This window comes from Comamonas sp. MYb69 (assembly GCF_037479315.1).
In the GTDB taxonomy this organism is placed as follows: Bacteria; Pseudomonadota; Gammaproteobacteria; order Burkholderiales; family Burkholderiaceae_C; genus Comamonas.
The window spans coordinates 315,549-330,070 of record NZ_JBBGZG010000002.1; the positions used below are offsets into that span (position 1 = coordinate 315,549).

The 14,522-nt window shown below is 64.5% G+C and carries 13 protein-coding genes; 9 read left to right on the plus strand and 4 right to left on the minus strand.

The window, feature by feature from the left end; all coding sequences use genetic code 11:
• Positions 1-299 precede the first annotated feature (299 nt).
• The 5 genes from WH303_RS03575 to WH303_RS03595 all read left to right on the plus strand — a co-directional run bounded on the left by WH303_RS03575 (position 300) and on the right by WH303_RS03595 (position 4,706).
• On the plus strand, positions 300-1,532 hold the full coding sequence (locus tag WH303_RS03575; RefSeq protein ID WP_027010741.1) for an ammonium transporter: 1,233 nt from the start codon (positions 300-302) through the stop codon (positions 1,530-1,532).
• 191 nt (positions 1,533-1,723) lie between these two features.
• Positions 1,724-2,044 (plus strand): hypothetical protein, encoded by a 321-nt coding sequence (locus tag WH303_RS03580; RefSeq protein ID WP_339517030.1) that lies wholly within the window; start codon positions 1,724-1,726, stop codon positions 2,042-2,044.
• Between the two features lie 160 nt (positions 2,045-2,204).
• Positions 2,205-3,545, plus strand: a complete 1,341-nt coding sequence (locus WH303_RS03585; protein ID WP_339517031.1) for an aspartate aminotransferase family protein — start codon at positions 2,205-2,207, stop codon at positions 3,543-3,545.
• Between the two features lie 35 nt (positions 3,546-3,580).
• Positions 3,581-4,150, plus strand: coding sequence for a carboxymuconolactone decarboxylase family protein (locus tag WH303_RS03590; protein WP_339517032.1), 570 nt, complete (start codon positions 3,581-3,583; stop codon positions 4,148-4,150).
• Positions 4,151-4,178: 28 nt separating this feature from the next.
• Positions 4,179-4,706 (plus strand): GNAT family N-acetyltransferase, encoded by a 528-nt coding sequence (locus WH303_RS03595; protein WP_339517033.1) that lies wholly within the window; start codon positions 4,179-4,181, stop codon positions 4,704-4,706.
• A 67-nt stretch (positions 4,707-4,773) separates the two neighbouring features.
• On the opposite strand, the gene WH303_RS03600 is transcribed toward WH303_RS03595, so the two are convergent.
• On the minus strand, positions 4,774-5,292 hold the full coding sequence (locus WH303_RS03600; RefSeq protein WP_148293103.1) for a PepSY domain-containing protein: 519 nt from the start codon (positions 5,290-5,292) through the stop codon (positions 4,774-4,776).
• Positions 5,293-5,509: 217 nt separating this feature from the next.
• Here WH303_RS03600 and tkt point away from each other — a divergent pair, with 217 nt between their 5' ends.
• Positions 5,510-7,549, plus strand: coding sequence for a transketolase (tkt, locus tag WH303_RS03605; protein WP_339517034.1), 2,040 nt, complete (start codon positions 5,510-5,512; stop codon positions 7,547-7,549).
• A 110-nt stretch (positions 7,550-7,659) separates the two neighbouring features.
• Here tkt and WH303_RS03610 read toward each other — a convergent pair whose 3' ends face one another.
• Positions 7,660-8,655, minus strand: a complete 996-nt coding sequence (locus tag WH303_RS03610; protein ID WP_339517035.1) for a glycosyltransferase family 2 protein — start codon at positions 8,653-8,655, stop codon at positions 7,660-7,662.
• Positions 8,656-9,031: 376 nt separating this feature from the next.
• Between WH303_RS03610 and gap the strand changes: the two genes are divergently transcribed.
• Both gap and WH303_RS03620 read left to right on the plus strand, forming a co-directional pair.
• The gene (gap, locus tag WH303_RS03615; protein ID WP_021026203.1) at positions 9,032-10,033 is read left to right on the plus strand and encodes a type I glyceraldehyde-3-phosphate dehydrogenase; all 1,002 of its coding nucleotides are present in this window, start codon (positions 9,032-9,034) and stop codon (positions 10,031-10,033) included.
• 153 nt (positions 10,034-10,186) lie between these two features.
• Positions 10,187-10,594 (plus strand): OsmC family protein, encoded by a 408-nt coding sequence (locus tag WH303_RS03620; protein ID WP_339517036.1) that lies wholly within the window; start codon positions 10,187-10,189, stop codon positions 10,592-10,594.
• Between the two features lie 175 nt (positions 10,595-10,769).
• Here WH303_RS03620 and WH303_RS03625 read toward each other — a convergent pair whose 3' ends face one another.
• Positions 10,770-11,012, minus strand: a complete 243-nt coding sequence (locus WH303_RS03625) for a hypothetical protein (RefSeq protein ID WP_021026201.1) — start codon at positions 11,010-11,012, stop codon at positions 10,770-10,772.
• Between the two features lie 324 nt (positions 11,013-11,336).
• Between WH303_RS03625 and WH303_RS03630 the strand changes: the two genes are divergently transcribed.
• Positions 11,337-12,251: a pirin family protein gene (locus tag WH303_RS03630; protein WP_339517037.1), complete on the plus strand. Its 915-nt coding sequence runs from the start codon at positions 11,337-11,339 to the stop codon at positions 12,249-12,251.
• Here WH303_RS03630 and dinG read toward each other — a convergent pair.
• Entirely contained in the window at positions 12,248-14,431 is a 2,184-nt protein-coding gene (dinG, locus tag WH303_RS03635) for an ATP-dependent DNA helicase DinG (RefSeq protein ID WP_339517038.1), read from the minus strand. The genes WH303_RS03630 and dinG overlap by 4 nt on opposite strands.
• Positions 14,432-14,522 lie beyond the last annotated feature (91 nt).

The following is a 14,522-nucleotide window of genomic DNA, read 5'->3' on the forward strand; positions in this document are numbered from 1 at the left end:
AGGCGCTCGACCCGCGGGGGCTGATCACCCCGGCCACGGTACGGGCGGCGGACTGAATCCTGTTTTCGCCCTCTCCAACAGCGCCGGCGCTTGCAGCGATGCAAGCGCCGGTTTTCTTTTGGGGGCTGGTCCATCGCCCAGGGCACCGATGTGGTGCGATCGGGCTTTAGCCGGCAGCGCTGGCCAGCACTGCGCATGCCTGCAGGCCCCGTATCCAGGCGCTTTCCCGGCCGATGGCATAGAAACTGCTACCTTTTGAAACAAACCCGCAATGGATGACAACGTACAAAGGGGATGGCATGCAAATGGTGCAGATGGCTGCGATTGACAAGGCCGATACGGCCTGGCTCTTGGTCTCTACGGTGCTGGTGTTGCTGATGACACTGCCGGGTATTGCGCTCTTCTATGCCGGGCTGGTGCGGCGCAAGAACGTGGTCAACACGATGGTGGCCGTGTTTGCGGTGGCGGCCGTGGTGGCGCTCACCTGGTTTGCGCTGGGCTACTCGCTGGCCTTCAGCAAGTCCAGCGCCTGGCTGGGCGGACTTGACCGGGCCTGGTTCTCATCGATGCGCCTGGATGCGGCAGCGGGCACCGTGTCGGTCAGCCACCTGGCGCCCCATCTGCCCGAGTCGCTCTATGCGCTGTTCCAGATGGCCTTTGCCGTCATCACCACCACCTTGATCATTGGCGCCGTGGTCGAGCGCATGCGCTTTTCGGCGCTGCTGCTGTTCTCGGGGCTGTGGAGCGTGCTGGTCTATGCGCCGGTGGCCCACTGGGTCTGGGAGAGCGATGGCTGGCTCAACAAGCTGGGCGCGCTGGACTTTGCCGGCGGCGCGGTGGTGCACGTCAATGCGGGCGTCTCGGCCCTCGTCTGCGCGGCCATGCTGGGCCGGCGCCAGGGCTATGGCCGCCAGGCCTTTGAGCCCCACAGCCTGGGCTGGACGGCGATGGGCGCCGCGCTGCTGCTCATTGGCTGGTTTGGCTTCAATGCCGGCTCGGCGCTGTCGGCCGATGGCCGTGCCGCGCTGGCGATGCTGGTGACCATGGTGGCGGCCGCTGCTGGCGCGCTGTCCTGGATGCTGGTCGAGTGGTGGGTGCGCGGCGCGCCCACCTTGCTGGGCGTGCTCTCGGGCCTGATTGGGGGGCTGGTGGCCATTACCCCGGCGGCCGGCTTTGTGCAGGTGGGCGGCGCGGTCGCCATTGGCCTTATTGCGGGCGTGGCCTGCTTTTGGGGCGCCACCTGGCTCAAGCGCCGCCTGGGCGTGGATGACTCGCTCGATGTGTTTGGCGTGCACGGCGTGGGCGGCATTGCCGGCTCGCTGCTCACCGCCTTGTTTGCCGACCGCGCCATTGCCGGTGTGGATGCGACCGTGCTCAACCAATTGGTGGCTGTGGCGGCGGTGGCCGTCTACAGCGCAGCGGGCACCGCTATTTTGCTGACCATCATCCGGGTGCTGCTGCCTTTGCGGGTGACGGCGCAGCAGGAGCTGGATGGCTTGGACCAAAGCCTGCACCAGGAAAGCCAGCATTGAGAGTCGCTCACACGCCCCTGGATACGTCGTTGCAAACCCTTGTCGTACGCGGTGTACAGCCTACGGATTTGCGCCTCGTCTCCACCGCAAACCTGCGGTGTGCGGGGCCGTGTTAGCGCCTCTTATTGAGGCAGGTTGCGCCGCCTGGGGCGCGCAGCCTATCCATCAGGTTCTGCCACGGAGGAGCTTGTATGAATGACAGTGAACGCCTGGCGATCGCCGCGCATTTGCATGTGGCGCTGCGCCGCAAGACGGGCCGGGTCACCGATACCGAGTGGATGGCCAGCGATACCGCCTACGGCCAGGCCATGGCCCAGTTTGCGCTGAACCATGCCCGCAGCAACCAGGATGCGGAGCTGGAGCGGCTGGCGCTGCGTTTTGCGGCCAGCCTGCCGGGCGCGCCAGCACCGGCGGCAGCGGCCGTGGGTGCTGCGGCGGCGGGGCCGGCTGCGGATGCCGTTGCGCCGGGCCTGGTGGCTAGTGCCAAGCGCTATGTAGGCGGCTTGCGCTGAAGGGATAGCGAGAGAGGGAGGGAAGGGGAAGCCTGGGAACAGAAATTGATCGAAATGGAACAAATGATCCAATAATCTATTGAAAAATTACAAATGATCCTTATACTATGCGTATCGCTGCCGGCGCAGGGCTGGTGACGCATTGTGAAGGAGTGCTCGCATGAGCCATGTCATCCATCGTTCTCTGGCCCAGGTTCCTCTTGTTGCGGTTGGCGGCAAAGGCGTGGAATTGTTTGACCAGGCCGGTAAGGCCTACCTGGATGCCAGTGGCGGGGCAGCCGTGTCGTGCCTGGGCCATGCCCACCCGGATGTGCTGGCAGCGATGCACCGCCAGCTCGACCAGCTGGCCTATGCCCACACCAGCTTTTTCACCACCGAGGTGCAAGAGGCGCTGGCCGACCACCTGGTCGCGCATGCGCCAGCGGGCATGACGGATGTCTACTTTGTCTCCGGCGGCTCCGAGGCGGTGGAAGCGGCGCTGAAAATGGCGCGCCAGTATTTTGTCGAGATCGGCCAGCCCGAGCGCACGCACTTTGTCGCGCGCCGCCAAAGCTACCACGGCAACACCCTGGGTGCCTTGGCCGTGGGCGGCAATGAATGGCGGCGCAAGCAGTTTGCCCCCATCCTGATGGACGTGGGGCGCGTGGCCCCCGCCTATGAATACCGCGACCGCCTGGACGGCGAGAGCCAGCCCGCCTATGTGGCGCGCTTGCTGGCCGAGATCGATGCCAAGTTCCAAGAGCTGGGCCCAGACAAGGTGATCGCCTTTGTCGCCGAGCCCGTGGTGGGTGCGACCCTGGGCGCGGTGGCCGCCCCTGCCGGCTACTGGCAGGGCCTGCGTGCGCTCTGCGACCGCTATGGCATCTTGCTGATCGCCGATGAGGTGATGTGCGGCATGGGCCGCACCGGCACCCTGCACGCGGTCGAGCAAGAGGGCATCAGCCCCGACCTGATGACCATTGCCAAGGGCCTGGGCGGCGGCTACCAACCGATTGGCGCGGTGCTGGCGCAGCGCAAGATTGTGGACGCCATGCGGCGCGGCAGCGGCCTGTTCCAGCATGGCCATACCTATATCGGCCATGCAATGGCGGCGGCTGCTGCGCTGGCGGTGCAGCAGGTGATACAGCGCGACCAGCTGCTGCCCCAGGTGCTGGCACGCGGCGCCTATCTGCAAAAGCAGCTGCATGCGCGTTTTGATGCGCACCCGCATGTCGGCGATATCCGGGGCCGGGGCCTGTTCTGGGGCGTGGAGCTGGTGCAGGACCGCAGCAGCAAGGTCACGTTTGACCCGGCGTTCAAGCTGCATGCCAAGGTCAAGGCGCAGGCCATGGCCCATGGCTTGCTGTGCTACCCCATGGGTGGCACGATCGATGGCCTGCATGGCGACCATGTGCTGCTGGCGCCGCCTTTTATCAGCAGCGAGGCCGAGCTGGACCAGGTGGTCGAGCGCCTGGGCGATGCGATTGACAAAGTGCTGGCCCAGCAACCGGTAGCCGCCTGAACACGCTCCCGAAACGATCTGAAAGAACCCGCCCGATGACGCCTACCCAGGACCGCATGCCGCCCCTGCCCCCCGAGGCCTGGAGCGAAGAGCAGCGCCGCTATGCCCAGCCCATCATCGATGGCCCGCGCGGCGCGCTGATATCGCCCTTTGTGCCCTTGCTGCGCAGCCCCGAGTTGATGGACCACACCCAGCGCCTGGGCGAGTACCTGCGCTACCGCAGCGCCATCGGCGTGCGCCTGACCGAGCTGGCCATCCTGGTCACGGCCCGCCAGTGGACGCAGCAGGTGGAATGGGCCATCCATGCACCGATTGCGCTGCGCGAAGGCCTGAGCCAGGCCACCGTGGACGCCGTGGCCCAAGGCCGCCGCCCCGATGCGATGCCTGAGGATGAGGCCGTTGTGCATGACTTCTGCATCGAGCTGCACCTGCAGCGCCAGGTGAGCGACGCCACCTGGGCGCGCGCGCAGCAGCTGTTTGGCGACAAGGGCGTGATGGACCTGATCGGCATCAATGGCTATTACAGCCTGCTGTCGATGGTCATGAATGCCGCGCGCACCACGGTGCCGGCATCGACGGCGCAGCCGCTGGCGCCTTTGGGCTGATCGCTGCGGCATCGCCGACAATCGGCCGATGCGTTTTCATTCCAACGACCAGCCCCTTTGGTCTCTTGAACCCCTGACCGCGCAGCACCTGGATGGCCTGATGCAGGTGCAGCTGGCCTGCTATGGCGCGGACTTTATGGAGAGCGCCGCGCTGTATGCGGCGCGCTTGGCCAGCCCGGTGCAGTGCTCGCTGGTCATCGTGCAAGGCAGTGAGGTGCTGGCCTATCTGGCCGCCTACCGCTCCGTGCTGGGCAAGGTGACCCCGCTGCATGGCGGCTTTGCTGGTGCAGCGCCTGCTGACACGCTGTACCTGCATGACATGGCCGTGGCTCCTGCGCGCGCTGGCGAGGGCCTGGCCTCTGCGCTGCTGCAGGCCATGCTGCAACAAGCCCAAGCCGATGGGTTGCGCTACTCGGCGCTGGTGTCGGTGATGGGCTCGCAGCCGTACTGGCAGCGCAAAGGCTATGCAGCGCTGCTGCCCTGGTCGGCCCAGGAGCGTGAGGCCTTGCTGAGCTATGGCGAGGATGCGCAGTACATGGCGCAAGCTTTGGTTTGAGTCCAAACCCCGGGCGCAAAAAAGGCCAGCACGGGAGCTGGCCTTGGCATCTTGCATTTAATGCCGCTTACTGGTGGATATTGCCTTCAACGGCGTTGACGCGCACTTCCACCTCGGTATTGGCCGCGTTGAGGATCTTGACGTCATAGGTCAGCACGCCCAGGTGGTCGTCCAGGTCCACTTCGATGGCCTTGCCGGGGGTGTGCTTCAAGGCGGTGGCGATGGCATCGTTGATGCCGATCTTGGCGGCAGCCAGGCGGTCGGTATCCTTTTTCTCGGCGGCGCCATCGTCCTTGTTTTCCGTCACCTTGGCGGCGTCCAGCGCGCTGAACTTGAGCTTGATCTCACGGCCCTGGGCGTTGATGCCGCTGACTTCGTAGATGGGCTGCTTTTTCTTGGTATCGATCTCGGCCTTGAGCACCTTGAGGCCATGCTGGCTCTGCGCGCTCTGGACGGCCTGGGCCAGGTCGAAGCGGGCCGCTTGCACGGCGGCAATCTTGTCGGCGGTGCTGGCCAGGGCGCTGCCGCTCAGTGATGCCAGGGCGAGCGTCAAGGCCAGAGCGGTGGTGGAGAGGGTGCGTTGCATGGTCAATCCTTTCAAGCGGTAGCTAACAAACGATAGTCAGTATAAATAATATTAATAGAATTTTATTGGCGATAGCTTGCGCATTGTCAGTGTTTGCCCAAGCCCTTGGGGTAGGCGGTGGCCCTGCACCGACGTAGGCCAAGACTGGCGTATAGGACGCCGCGAACGGCAGGCCGCTAAAATGCGGCCTTTGTCGCTTTTTTCTTCCTCCACTCCCATGGTCAACAATCAGAATATGGCGAATGCGATCCGCGCACTCGCAATGGATGCCGTTCAACAAGCCAATTCCGGCCACCCCGGTGCGCCGATGGGCATGGCCGATATGGCAGTGGCCTTGTGGAGCAAGCACCTCAAGCACAACCCGCTCAATCCCCAGTGGATCAACCGCGACCGTTTCATCCTGTCGAATGGCCACGGCTCGATGCTGATTTACGCGCTGCTGCACCTGACCGGCTACGACCTGCCGATCAGCGAGCTGAAGAACTTCCGCCAGCTGCACAGCAAGACCCCGGGCCACCCCGAAGTGGACATCACCCCCGGTGTGGAGACGACCACCGGCCCGCTGGGCCAGGGCGTGACCAACGCCGTGGGCTTTGCGCTGGCAGAAAAGCTGCTGGCCGCTGAATTCAACCGCCCCGGCCACGATGTGGTGGACCACCACACCTATGTGTTCCTGGGCGATGGCTGCCTGATGGAAGGCATCAGCCACGAAGCCTGCGCACTGGCCGGCGCCTGGAAGCTCAACAAGCTGATCGCGCTGTACGACGACAACGGCATCTCGATCGACGGCAAGGTGCAGCCCTGGTTTGTGGACAACAGCGCCCAGCGTTTTGAAGCCTATGGCTGGAACGTGATCGGCCCGATCGACGGCCACGACCCCAAGGCCGTGAGCGACGCGATTGCCAAGGCCAAGAAGGTGGCAGACAAGCCCAGCTTCATCATCTGCAAGACCTCCATCGGCAAGGGCAGCCCCAACCGCCAGGACACCAGCAAGGCCCACGGCGAGCCGCTGGGCGCCGAAGAAATCGGCCTGACCCGCGCCGCGCTGGACTGGACCTCGGCACCGTTCGAGATCCCGGCCGATGTCTACGAAGCCTGGGACCACAAGACCTTTGGCGCCAAGGCCGAATCCACCTGGGATGCGCAGTTTGCCGAATACGCCAAGGCCTTCCCCGAGCTGGCCGCAGAACTGAAGCGCCGCATGGCCGGCGACCTGCCCAAGCAGTTTGCCCAAGTGGCCGTGGAAGCCGTGGCCCAGGCCCACACCCAGGGCGAGACCGTGGCCAGCCGCAAGGCCAGCCAGCTGGCGCTGGAAGCCTTTACCGCTGCCATGCCTGAGCTGCTGGGCGGCTCGGCCGACCTGACCGGCTCCAACCTGACCAACACCAAGTCGACCCCCGCTTTCCGTGTGGACGACAGCAGCGCTGTGGTGAAGACCGAAGACGGCAAGATCGGCCGCCACATCAACTACGGTGTGCGCGAGTTCGGCATGGCCGCCATCATGAATGGCGTGGCGCTGCATGGCGGCTTCATCCCTTACGGTGGCACCTTCCTGACCTTCAGCGACTACAGCCGCAATGCCATTCGCATGGCTGCGCTGATGAAGCGCCGCGTGATCCACGTCTTCACCCATGACTCCATCGGTCTGGGCGAAGACGGCCCCACCCACCAGTCGATCGAGCACGCCGCCAGCCTGCGCCTGATCCCCAACCTGGATGTGTGGCGCCCGGCCGATACGGCAGAGACCACCGTGGCCTGGAGCGTGGCACTGACCAACCGCAACAAGCCCACCGCGCTGCTGCTGTCGCGCCAGAACCTGCCTTATGCGCCCAAGAATGGCGACGCGATCGGCAACATCAGCCGCGGCGCCTATGTGCTGTCCGAGCCCTCGGACATTGGCCTGAACAAGAAGGCGCAAGCCGTGATCATCGCCACCGGCTCGGAAGTGCAGCTGGCCTTGAAGGCCCAGCGCCTGCTGGCCGAGCGCAAGATCGCCGTGCGCGTGGTCTCCATGCCCAGCACGACCACCTTCGACCGCGAAGACGTGGCCTACAAGCGCAGCGTGCTACCCGCTGGCCTGCCACGCGTGGCCGTCGAGATGGGTGTGACCGACTTCTGGTGGAAGTACGGCTGCGCGGCCGTGGTGGGTATTGATTCCTACGGCGAATCGGCCCCCGCTGGCGTGCTGTTCGAGCACTTTGGCTTTACCGCCGACAACGTGGCCAACACGGTGCAAGTGGCGCTGCAAAAGCGTTAATCGCTCAGCGCCTCAGCAACCAATAACGCAGGGATGCGGGCCGCAGGGCCTGCAGCCTGCGTTTTTTTATGCCTGTTGCTGGGTGATCGCGGTAGCGGGCAGGGCAGTGCTTATCGGCCCAGGCCTTCGCCGTCGTGGCGGTGCGATTGCGTGGGCTCGGACGCCACATCGAAAGCGATAAAGGCCAGCACGAGTTGGACGCCCAGGATGATGGGCAGCGCGCTGACCATGACGGTGCCCGCGGTGGTGGCCACATTGGAGACGATGGACTGGACCCAGTGGAACAGGCCAAACACGGTGCCCCAGGTGATGAGCAGCAGGCCCAGCGGCAGCTCCAGCGAGGCCACCGACATGCCGCGCAGGTAGTAGTTGTAGAAAATGCGCTTGCAGAAGTTGCGCAGATGGCCGCTCATGAACTCGGTCAGCACCTTGGAGATCTTGAGGTTGCTGACCTCGTCCTCGTAGCGCGAGTCGATGGGGATATCCAGGACTACTGCGCGCACCGTGTTCAGGCGGAACAGCATGTCGGTCTCGAAAAAATAGCGCTGGCTGATCTTGTGCAGCGGCAGCTGCGCGGCCGTGCTGGCGGCAATGGCGGTAAAGCCATTGGTGGGGTCAAAGCTGCTCCAGTAGCCGGTGGAGAACTTGGTCATGAACGACAGCACCGCATTGCCAAAGATGCGGATGCGTGGCATGCGGGCGATCTTTTCGAGGTTGAAAAACCGGTTGCCCTTGGTGTAATCGGCGCGGCCACTGGCAATGGGGGCCACAAAGCGGGGCACCAGGGTCGGGTTCATCTGCCCGTCGCCATCGATCTTGACGAGCACGCCATAGCCGTCTGCAATTGCTGCGCGGTAGCCCGCCATCACGGCGCCGCCCACGCCCAGGTTGACCTCGTTGAACAGCACCCGCACGCGCGCGTCGGGGCAGTGCTCCTGCACAAAGCGGCCGCTGCCGTCGGGGCAGCAGTCGTCGACGATGTAGATGCCATCGACCTCTGGGCCGATCTCGGCAATCACCGCCAGGATATGGCGCGTCACCTTGTAGCAGGGAATGACGACTGCCGTGCGCAGGCTGGAAGGCGAAGAGGGGAGCGACTGGCTCATGGCGTTTGTGAGGCGGCCCACCATCTGGGGCAGTGTTGCTGCAGGCTGTTGAAAGGATGCCGGGAGGGCGCCCGTGCTGGCAAGGATTGTTGCACAGCCTGGGGCCCGGGCCGGCAACGGCTGTTGCGCGCTGGCAGTCACGCCGGCGATAGCTGGCGCGGGGCGGGCAATGGCCCACTATTCCAGGGCCCAGCCAGTGTTCTCTACAATACGCGGCAAAATCAGACCGCCCCTCCTCGCACCTTCCCGGCCCGCTCTCTGTAGTGTGCCCCTGGCTGCGGTTTGGCAGGTCTGGCCCCTCCGGCAAGTGGCGCCAGCGGCAGCGAGCGTGGCCCAGGCCGGCGGGCATGCGGCATTTCATTACTTGGAGATCACTATGGCAATCAAGGTAGGCATCAACGGCTTTGGCCGTATCGGCCGCAATGTGCTGCGCTCTGCAGTGCAGAATTTTTCCGATATCGAGATCGTTGCGATCAACGACCTGCTCGAGCCTGACTACCTGGCCTACATGCTGCAGTACGACAGCGTGCACGGCCGCTTCCAGGGCACGATTGCCGTCGAAGGCAACACCCTGATCGTCAACGGCAAGAAGATCCGCCTGACGCAAGAGCGCGACCCTGCCAACCTGAAGTGGGACGAAGTCGGCGCCGATGTGGTGATCGAATCGACTGGCCTGTTCCTGACCAAGGAAACGGCACAAAAGCACATCGATGCGGGCGCCAAGAAGGTGATTCTGTCGGCCCCCTCGAAGGACGACACCCCCATGTTCGTGTTTGGCGTGAACTGCAAGACCTATGCCGGTCAGGCGATCATCTCCAACGCATCCTGCACCACCAACTGCCTGGCCCCTGTGGCCAAGGTGCTCAACGACAAGTGGGGCATCAAGCGCGGCCTGATGACCACCGTGCACGCAGCGACTGCCACGCAAAAGACCGTGGACGGCCCCTCGAACAAGGACTGGCGCGGCGGCCGTGGCATTCTGGAAAACATCATCCCATCGAGCACGGGCGCAGCCAAGGCGGTGGGCGTGGTGATTCCTGAGCTGAACAAGAAGCTGACCGGCATGTCCTTCCGCGTGCCTACGTCTGATGTGTCCGTGGTCGACCTGACGGTGGAGCTGAACAGCGAAGCGACCTACGAAGAGATCTGCGCCGAAATGAAGGCCCAGTCGCAAGGCGCGCTCAAGGGCGTGCTGGGTTACACCGAAGACAAGGTCGTGGCCACCGACTTCCGTGGCGAGACCTGCACCTCGGTGTTCGATGCCGAAGCCGGTATTGCCCTGGACAAGACCTTTGTGAAGGTCGTCTCCTGGTACGACAACGAGTGGGGCTACTCGAACAAGTGCCTGGAGATGGTGCGCGTCGTCACCGCCAAGTAAGCGCCTGGCGCGGTCTGTGCCCGGGCGATGGCCCGGGGCATGCGGCACACACAACCAGCACCGGCAACGGCGCTGGTTTTTTTGTGCCCGTTTGCAACCGTGCTTGGGCAGAAAGGCCTATATTGCCTTATCAAATTGAGGAGATCTACCGATATGGCGCAGCAGGCACAAGCCCAGGCACAGAGCACGACCAGCAATTACCGCGTGGATCTGCAAGATCCACAGGGCCATCTGTGGCATGGCGATGAGCCCCAGGCCGTGGGTGGGGGCGATACGGCCCCCAGCCCCATGCAGCTGCTGCTGTCGGCCCTGGGTGCTTGCACGACGATTACGGTGCAGATGTATGCACAGCGCAAGGCCTGGCCACTGACGGGGGTGAGGGTGGAGCTGGCGCTCAACCCCGATGGCGCCGCCGCAGCGGGCAACGACATCGTGCGCCGCATTCACCTGGAGGGTGATCTGAGCGACGAGCAGCGCAGTCGGCTCCAGCAGATTGCAGAAGCCTGCCCGGTGCACAAGTTGTTGGTGGGGGAGGTGCGGGTGGTCACAGCGCTGGCTTGAGGCTGGCCGGACACCCAATAAAGCGCGCAGGCCGTACAGAGCGGCATGCAGGTGAAAGCGCTTTGCAGCGCTTGAAAACGTTCAGAGTGGCTCACACAACCTAGGGACGATGCACAAAGCGGTTAAGGAAATTAACAGCTCTGTAGCAAGGTTTCAAAGGCCGTGGTCGTCGCTCTTATTGCACAACGATATTGTTGTGGTCGATGTGGTAGTCAAAGTCGGGCTTGGCCAGTGACACGGTCACGGGTTGGCCCTCGATGGTCCAGGACAGCACAAAGCTGGCGATGGCCGTCGAGACATCGACTTCCATGGGGCTTGGGATGGTTTCGAGCTGACCGTCGCCGATGCGGTGCTGAACAATGCCTACCACACGAGCCTTGAAGTTCTCGGGGTAGTTGTGGGAGTGTTGAGTCGTCATTGGTTGTCTCCTTTCAATGAGGGGGCACCGAATTCCAGCCTGGCATCATGCGTTGCCAAGCCGGAGTCATGGAAGCCGCCAGCACGACCTGGCAAATCTGAGAGTTGCACCGGCTGCCAGAGCGAATCCCTGGGAGCCTGTCGTCGCGCCGGCTGCTGCCGGGCGCTAACACGTTGGAATATGTGGCAGTGACGCCCTCTCTGGTCATCACTTCCGCACCACTTGTTTGTACCATACCTGCAAGGCAGTGATGTGTAGGTCTGTTTCGGCGGAATGTGCGCGCCTTCGCGCAAGCGCACCCGCCCCCGATGAAGGAGATGGAAAATGAGTATCGATAACAAGGCCTTGCGGCATTACCCCGGGCGCGTTGCGGATGTGGGCGGTGTGCCGGTGCTGCGCGCGCTGCCCCAGCGCGGACGGCGCATGGTGGGCGCCTGGTGTTTTCTGGACCATGCGGGCCCTTCGCACTTTGAGAGCGGGCCTGGCATGCAGGTGGGCCCGCACCCCCACACCTGTTTGCAGACCTTCACCTGGATGATCGAGGGCGAGATCCTGCACCGCGACAGCCTGGGCAGCGAGCAGCCGATCCGCCCCGGCCAGGTCAACCTGATGACCGCCGGCAAGGGCATTGCGCATTCGGAAGAGAGCCTGGGCAAGCCGGACTTTCATGCGGTGCAGCTGTGGATAGCGCTGCCCAAGGACCAGCGCTTTATGCCGCCGCGCTTTCAGCACTACCCGCAGCTGCCCCGGCTGCAGGAACAGGGCATCCAGATGACGGTGCTGGCGGGCGATTGGCTGGGCCAGCAGGCACCCACCGAGGTGCACAGCCCGCTGGTAGCCGTCGATATGGAAGCGGCGCAGGCCAGCAGTGCCAGCCTGGCGTTGCGGCCCGATTTTGAATACGCGGTGCTGTGCCTCTACGGTGATGTGCAGGTCAATGGCGAGCCGGCCCCCAGCAACGAACTGGTCTACCTGCCCGATGGCCAAACCAGCCTGGATCTGCAATGCGGCGCCGGCAGCCGCTGCATTCTGCTGGGCGGCACGCCCTATGAAGGCGGCGTGATGATCTGGTGGAACTTTGTCGGCCAGAGCCAGAAAGAGATCGAGGGCTTTTTGCGCGACTGGCAAAACGGTGAAGGCTTTGGGGCGCCGGTGGCCTCGCCCTTGCCGGCGCTGGTGCCACCGTCGCTCGAAGGCGTGCACCTGCGCAGTCCGGGCGAGGCGCCCGCCAAGGACTAAGCAGTGCTGGCTGTGCGGCGCTGCAGCGTAAAAGGCGGCAGGCTGGCCAGCAGCCGCTGGCCATAGCCGGTGCGCACCAGGCGTTTGTCGTAGCAGTAGACATGGGCCTGGTCCACCTCGGTGCGGATCGCGCGCCCGACCCACTGGGCCAGCCGGATGGCGGTGGCGGGCACCACAATCTCGCTGAAGGGGTCGCGGCCCGAGTTTTTCAGCCATTCGGCGCGGGCCTCATCCACGGGGTCATCGGGCGGCGCAAAGGGCAGCTTGGTGATGAACAGCGATTCGCACAGCGCGCCGGGCAGGTCCAGCCCTTCGCCAAAGCTTTGCATGCCAAAGATGATGCTGGGCATGCCCGCGGCCACACGCTCGCGGTGCTGGTGCAGCAGCTGGCTGCGTGGCAAGGTGTTTTGCACCAGCACATGCTGGCGCATCGCGGTGGGCAGTGCATCGACGGCCAGGCGCATCTGCTCGCGTGAGGTGAACAGCACCAGGCCACCCGATTGCACCTGGGCCAGGTCTTCCAGCAGCGCATCGACCATCTCGTTGGCAAACTGCTGGGGCGTGCGCGGATCGGCCTGGGTCTCGGTGACGATCAGGCTGCCTTGTTCGGCATAGTTGAAGGGGCTGGCGACCTCCAAGGTCGAGACGGCCGGGTCGTTGTTGAGGCCCGATTCGCGCAAGAAGAAATCGAACTGACCGCCGCTGGTGAGCGTGGCCGAGGTCAGCACCGCGCCGCGCACCTGGCTCCACAAGTGGTGGCGCAAGGTGGAGCCGGGGATTACTGGGCTTGCATAGGCCTTGATCGCGACAAAATCGCCCACGACATCCAGGGTGAACCATTTGGCAGCCGGCACGCTGCCCTGGGGCGCATCCTGCAGCAGCAGCTGGGTGGTGTCATGCACGGCCTCCAGGCGCGGGGCCAGGCTGCCCACCTGGGCATACAAGGTGGACAGGCGCTTGGCCTCGTCGGGCCGGTCGCGCATCTGCGAGCGCAGGGCCTTGGAGATGGCCTGCAGCACATCCAGAAAAGCGCTGGCATGGTGCGCGGCTTGGGCCAGCGGCTCGACCAGCGCGGGCGGCAGCTCGCCCCGCGGCAGGCGCACGCGGGCGGGGCCCCGGCCGCCCGACTGCAGCTGCTGGCGCATGCCCTCGCCGTATTCATCCATCAGCAGCCTGGCGCAATCTTGCAAATGCTGGCGCAACTGGCCCGAGTGGCGCGGGATATCGGCAATCTCGCTGACTTCGACCAAGGCGCCCACGCGCTGGGCGCGGCTGGCGAGCTTGTCGATCCAGGTGAGCTGGCTCAGGTTCATCTCGCAGGCGAACTGCGACAGCGCAGTGGCGGGCAGGTGGTGGGCCTCGTCCAGGATCAGCAGGCAGTTGTCCAGCTCGGGCAGCAGGCGTGCGCCCAGGGTGGACAGCAGCAGATCATGGTTAGCCACCAGCACCTGGGCCTGGACCAGGTCCTTGCGTTTTTCGTAATAGCTGCAGCTGCCAAACACCGGGCAGTGCTTGCCGGTGCAGGAGCTGCCTTCGGCGGCGACCGGGCTCCAGACCTCGGGCTCGGGCGGCGTATCCAGGCTGTCGCGGTCGCCATCCCAGCCCCGGGTGGTCAGCGCATCGGCCATGCTGGTGTAGAACTGCAGGCGCGCGGCGTTTTCTTGCGGGCTGCGCTGCGACTGGCGTGCCTGCGCCGCTTCTTCGGGAAAGAAATCGTCGTCGATGGGCTCGCCGCCCTCCGCACCATCCCCCTGGACCACGCTGGCCAGGCGCTCAAGCTTGAGCTTGCAGACATAGCGGCCCCGGCCCTTGGCCAGCGCGTATTTGAAGGGCTGGTCCATCTGCTGGGCCAGCGCCGGTAAATCCTTGTTCACCAGCTGCTCCTGCAGCGCGACGGTCGCCGTCGAGATCAGCACCCGGGTGCCCCGCTGCAGTGCCATCGCAATCGCCGGCACTGCATAGGCGAGCGACTTGCCCACCCCCGTGCCCGCCTGGATCACCGCAATGGCGCGCTGTGGCTCCTCGTCCTCTTCGAGCTTGCCCAGCTGGGCAGCTGCAAAAGTCTCGGCCACTTTCTCCGCCATCAGCCGCTGGCCGGGGCGCGAGCGAAAGCCACCCTCGACATTGACCATGCGATCGAAGGCGGAAACAGCGCTGCGGGCCCATTCGGAACTAGACATAGGCGGGGAGTGTGGCATGGATTGGCCGCTATCGCGGGTACTGGGGTTTTATGCGGTAGTCGCCGAAACCCAGGCGGCTGTCAGGAGGAAG

Coding starts and splice junctions, on each gene's coding strand:
- WH303_RS03575 (WP_027010741.1), top strand. CDS start 300: ATGCAAATGGTGCAGATGGCTGCGATTGACAAGGCCGATACGGCCTGG.
- WH303_RS03580 (WP_339517030.1), top strand. CDS start 1,724: ATGAATGACAGTGAACGCCTGGCGATCGCCGCGCATTTGCATGTGGCG.
- WH303_RS03585 (WP_339517031.1), top strand. CDS start 2,205: ATGAGCCATGTCATCCATCGTTCTCTGGCCCAGGTTCCTCTTGTTGCG.
- WH303_RS03590 (WP_339517032.1), top strand. CDS start 3,581: ATGACGCCTACCCAGGACCGCATGCCGCCCCTGCCCCCCGAGGCCTGG.
- WH303_RS03595 (WP_339517033.1), top strand. CDS start 4,179: ATGCGTTTTCATTCCAACGACCAGCCCCTTTGGTCTCTTGAACCCCTG.
- WH303_RS03600 (WP_148293103.1), bottom strand. CDS start 5,292: ATGCAACGCACCCTCTCCACCACCGCTCTGGCCTTGACGCTCGCCCTG.
- tkt (WP_339517034.1), top strand. CDS start 5,510: ATGGTCAACAATCAGAATATGGCGAATGCGATCCGCGCACTCGCAATG.
- WH303_RS03610 (WP_339517035.1), bottom strand. CDS start 8,655: ATGAGCCAGTCGCTCCCCTCTTCGCCTTCCAGCCTGCGCACGGCAGTC.
- gap (WP_021026203.1), top strand. CDS start 9,032: ATGGCAATCAAGGTAGGCATCAACGGCTTTGGCCGTATCGGCCGCAAT.
- WH303_RS03620 (WP_339517036.1), top strand. CDS start 10,187: ATGGCGCAGCAGGCACAAGCCCAGGCACAGAGCACGACCAGCAATTAC.
- WH303_RS03625 (WP_021026201.1), bottom strand. CDS start 11,012: ATGACGACTCAACACTCCCACAACTACCCCGAGAACTTCAAGGCTCGT.
- WH303_RS03630 (WP_339517037.1), top strand. CDS start 11,337: ATGAGTATCGATAACAAGGCCTTGCGGCATTACCCCGGGCGCGTTGCG.
- dinG (WP_339517038.1), bottom strand. CDS start 14,431: ATGTCTAGTTCCGAATGGGCCCGCAGCGCTGTTTCCGCCTTCGATCGC.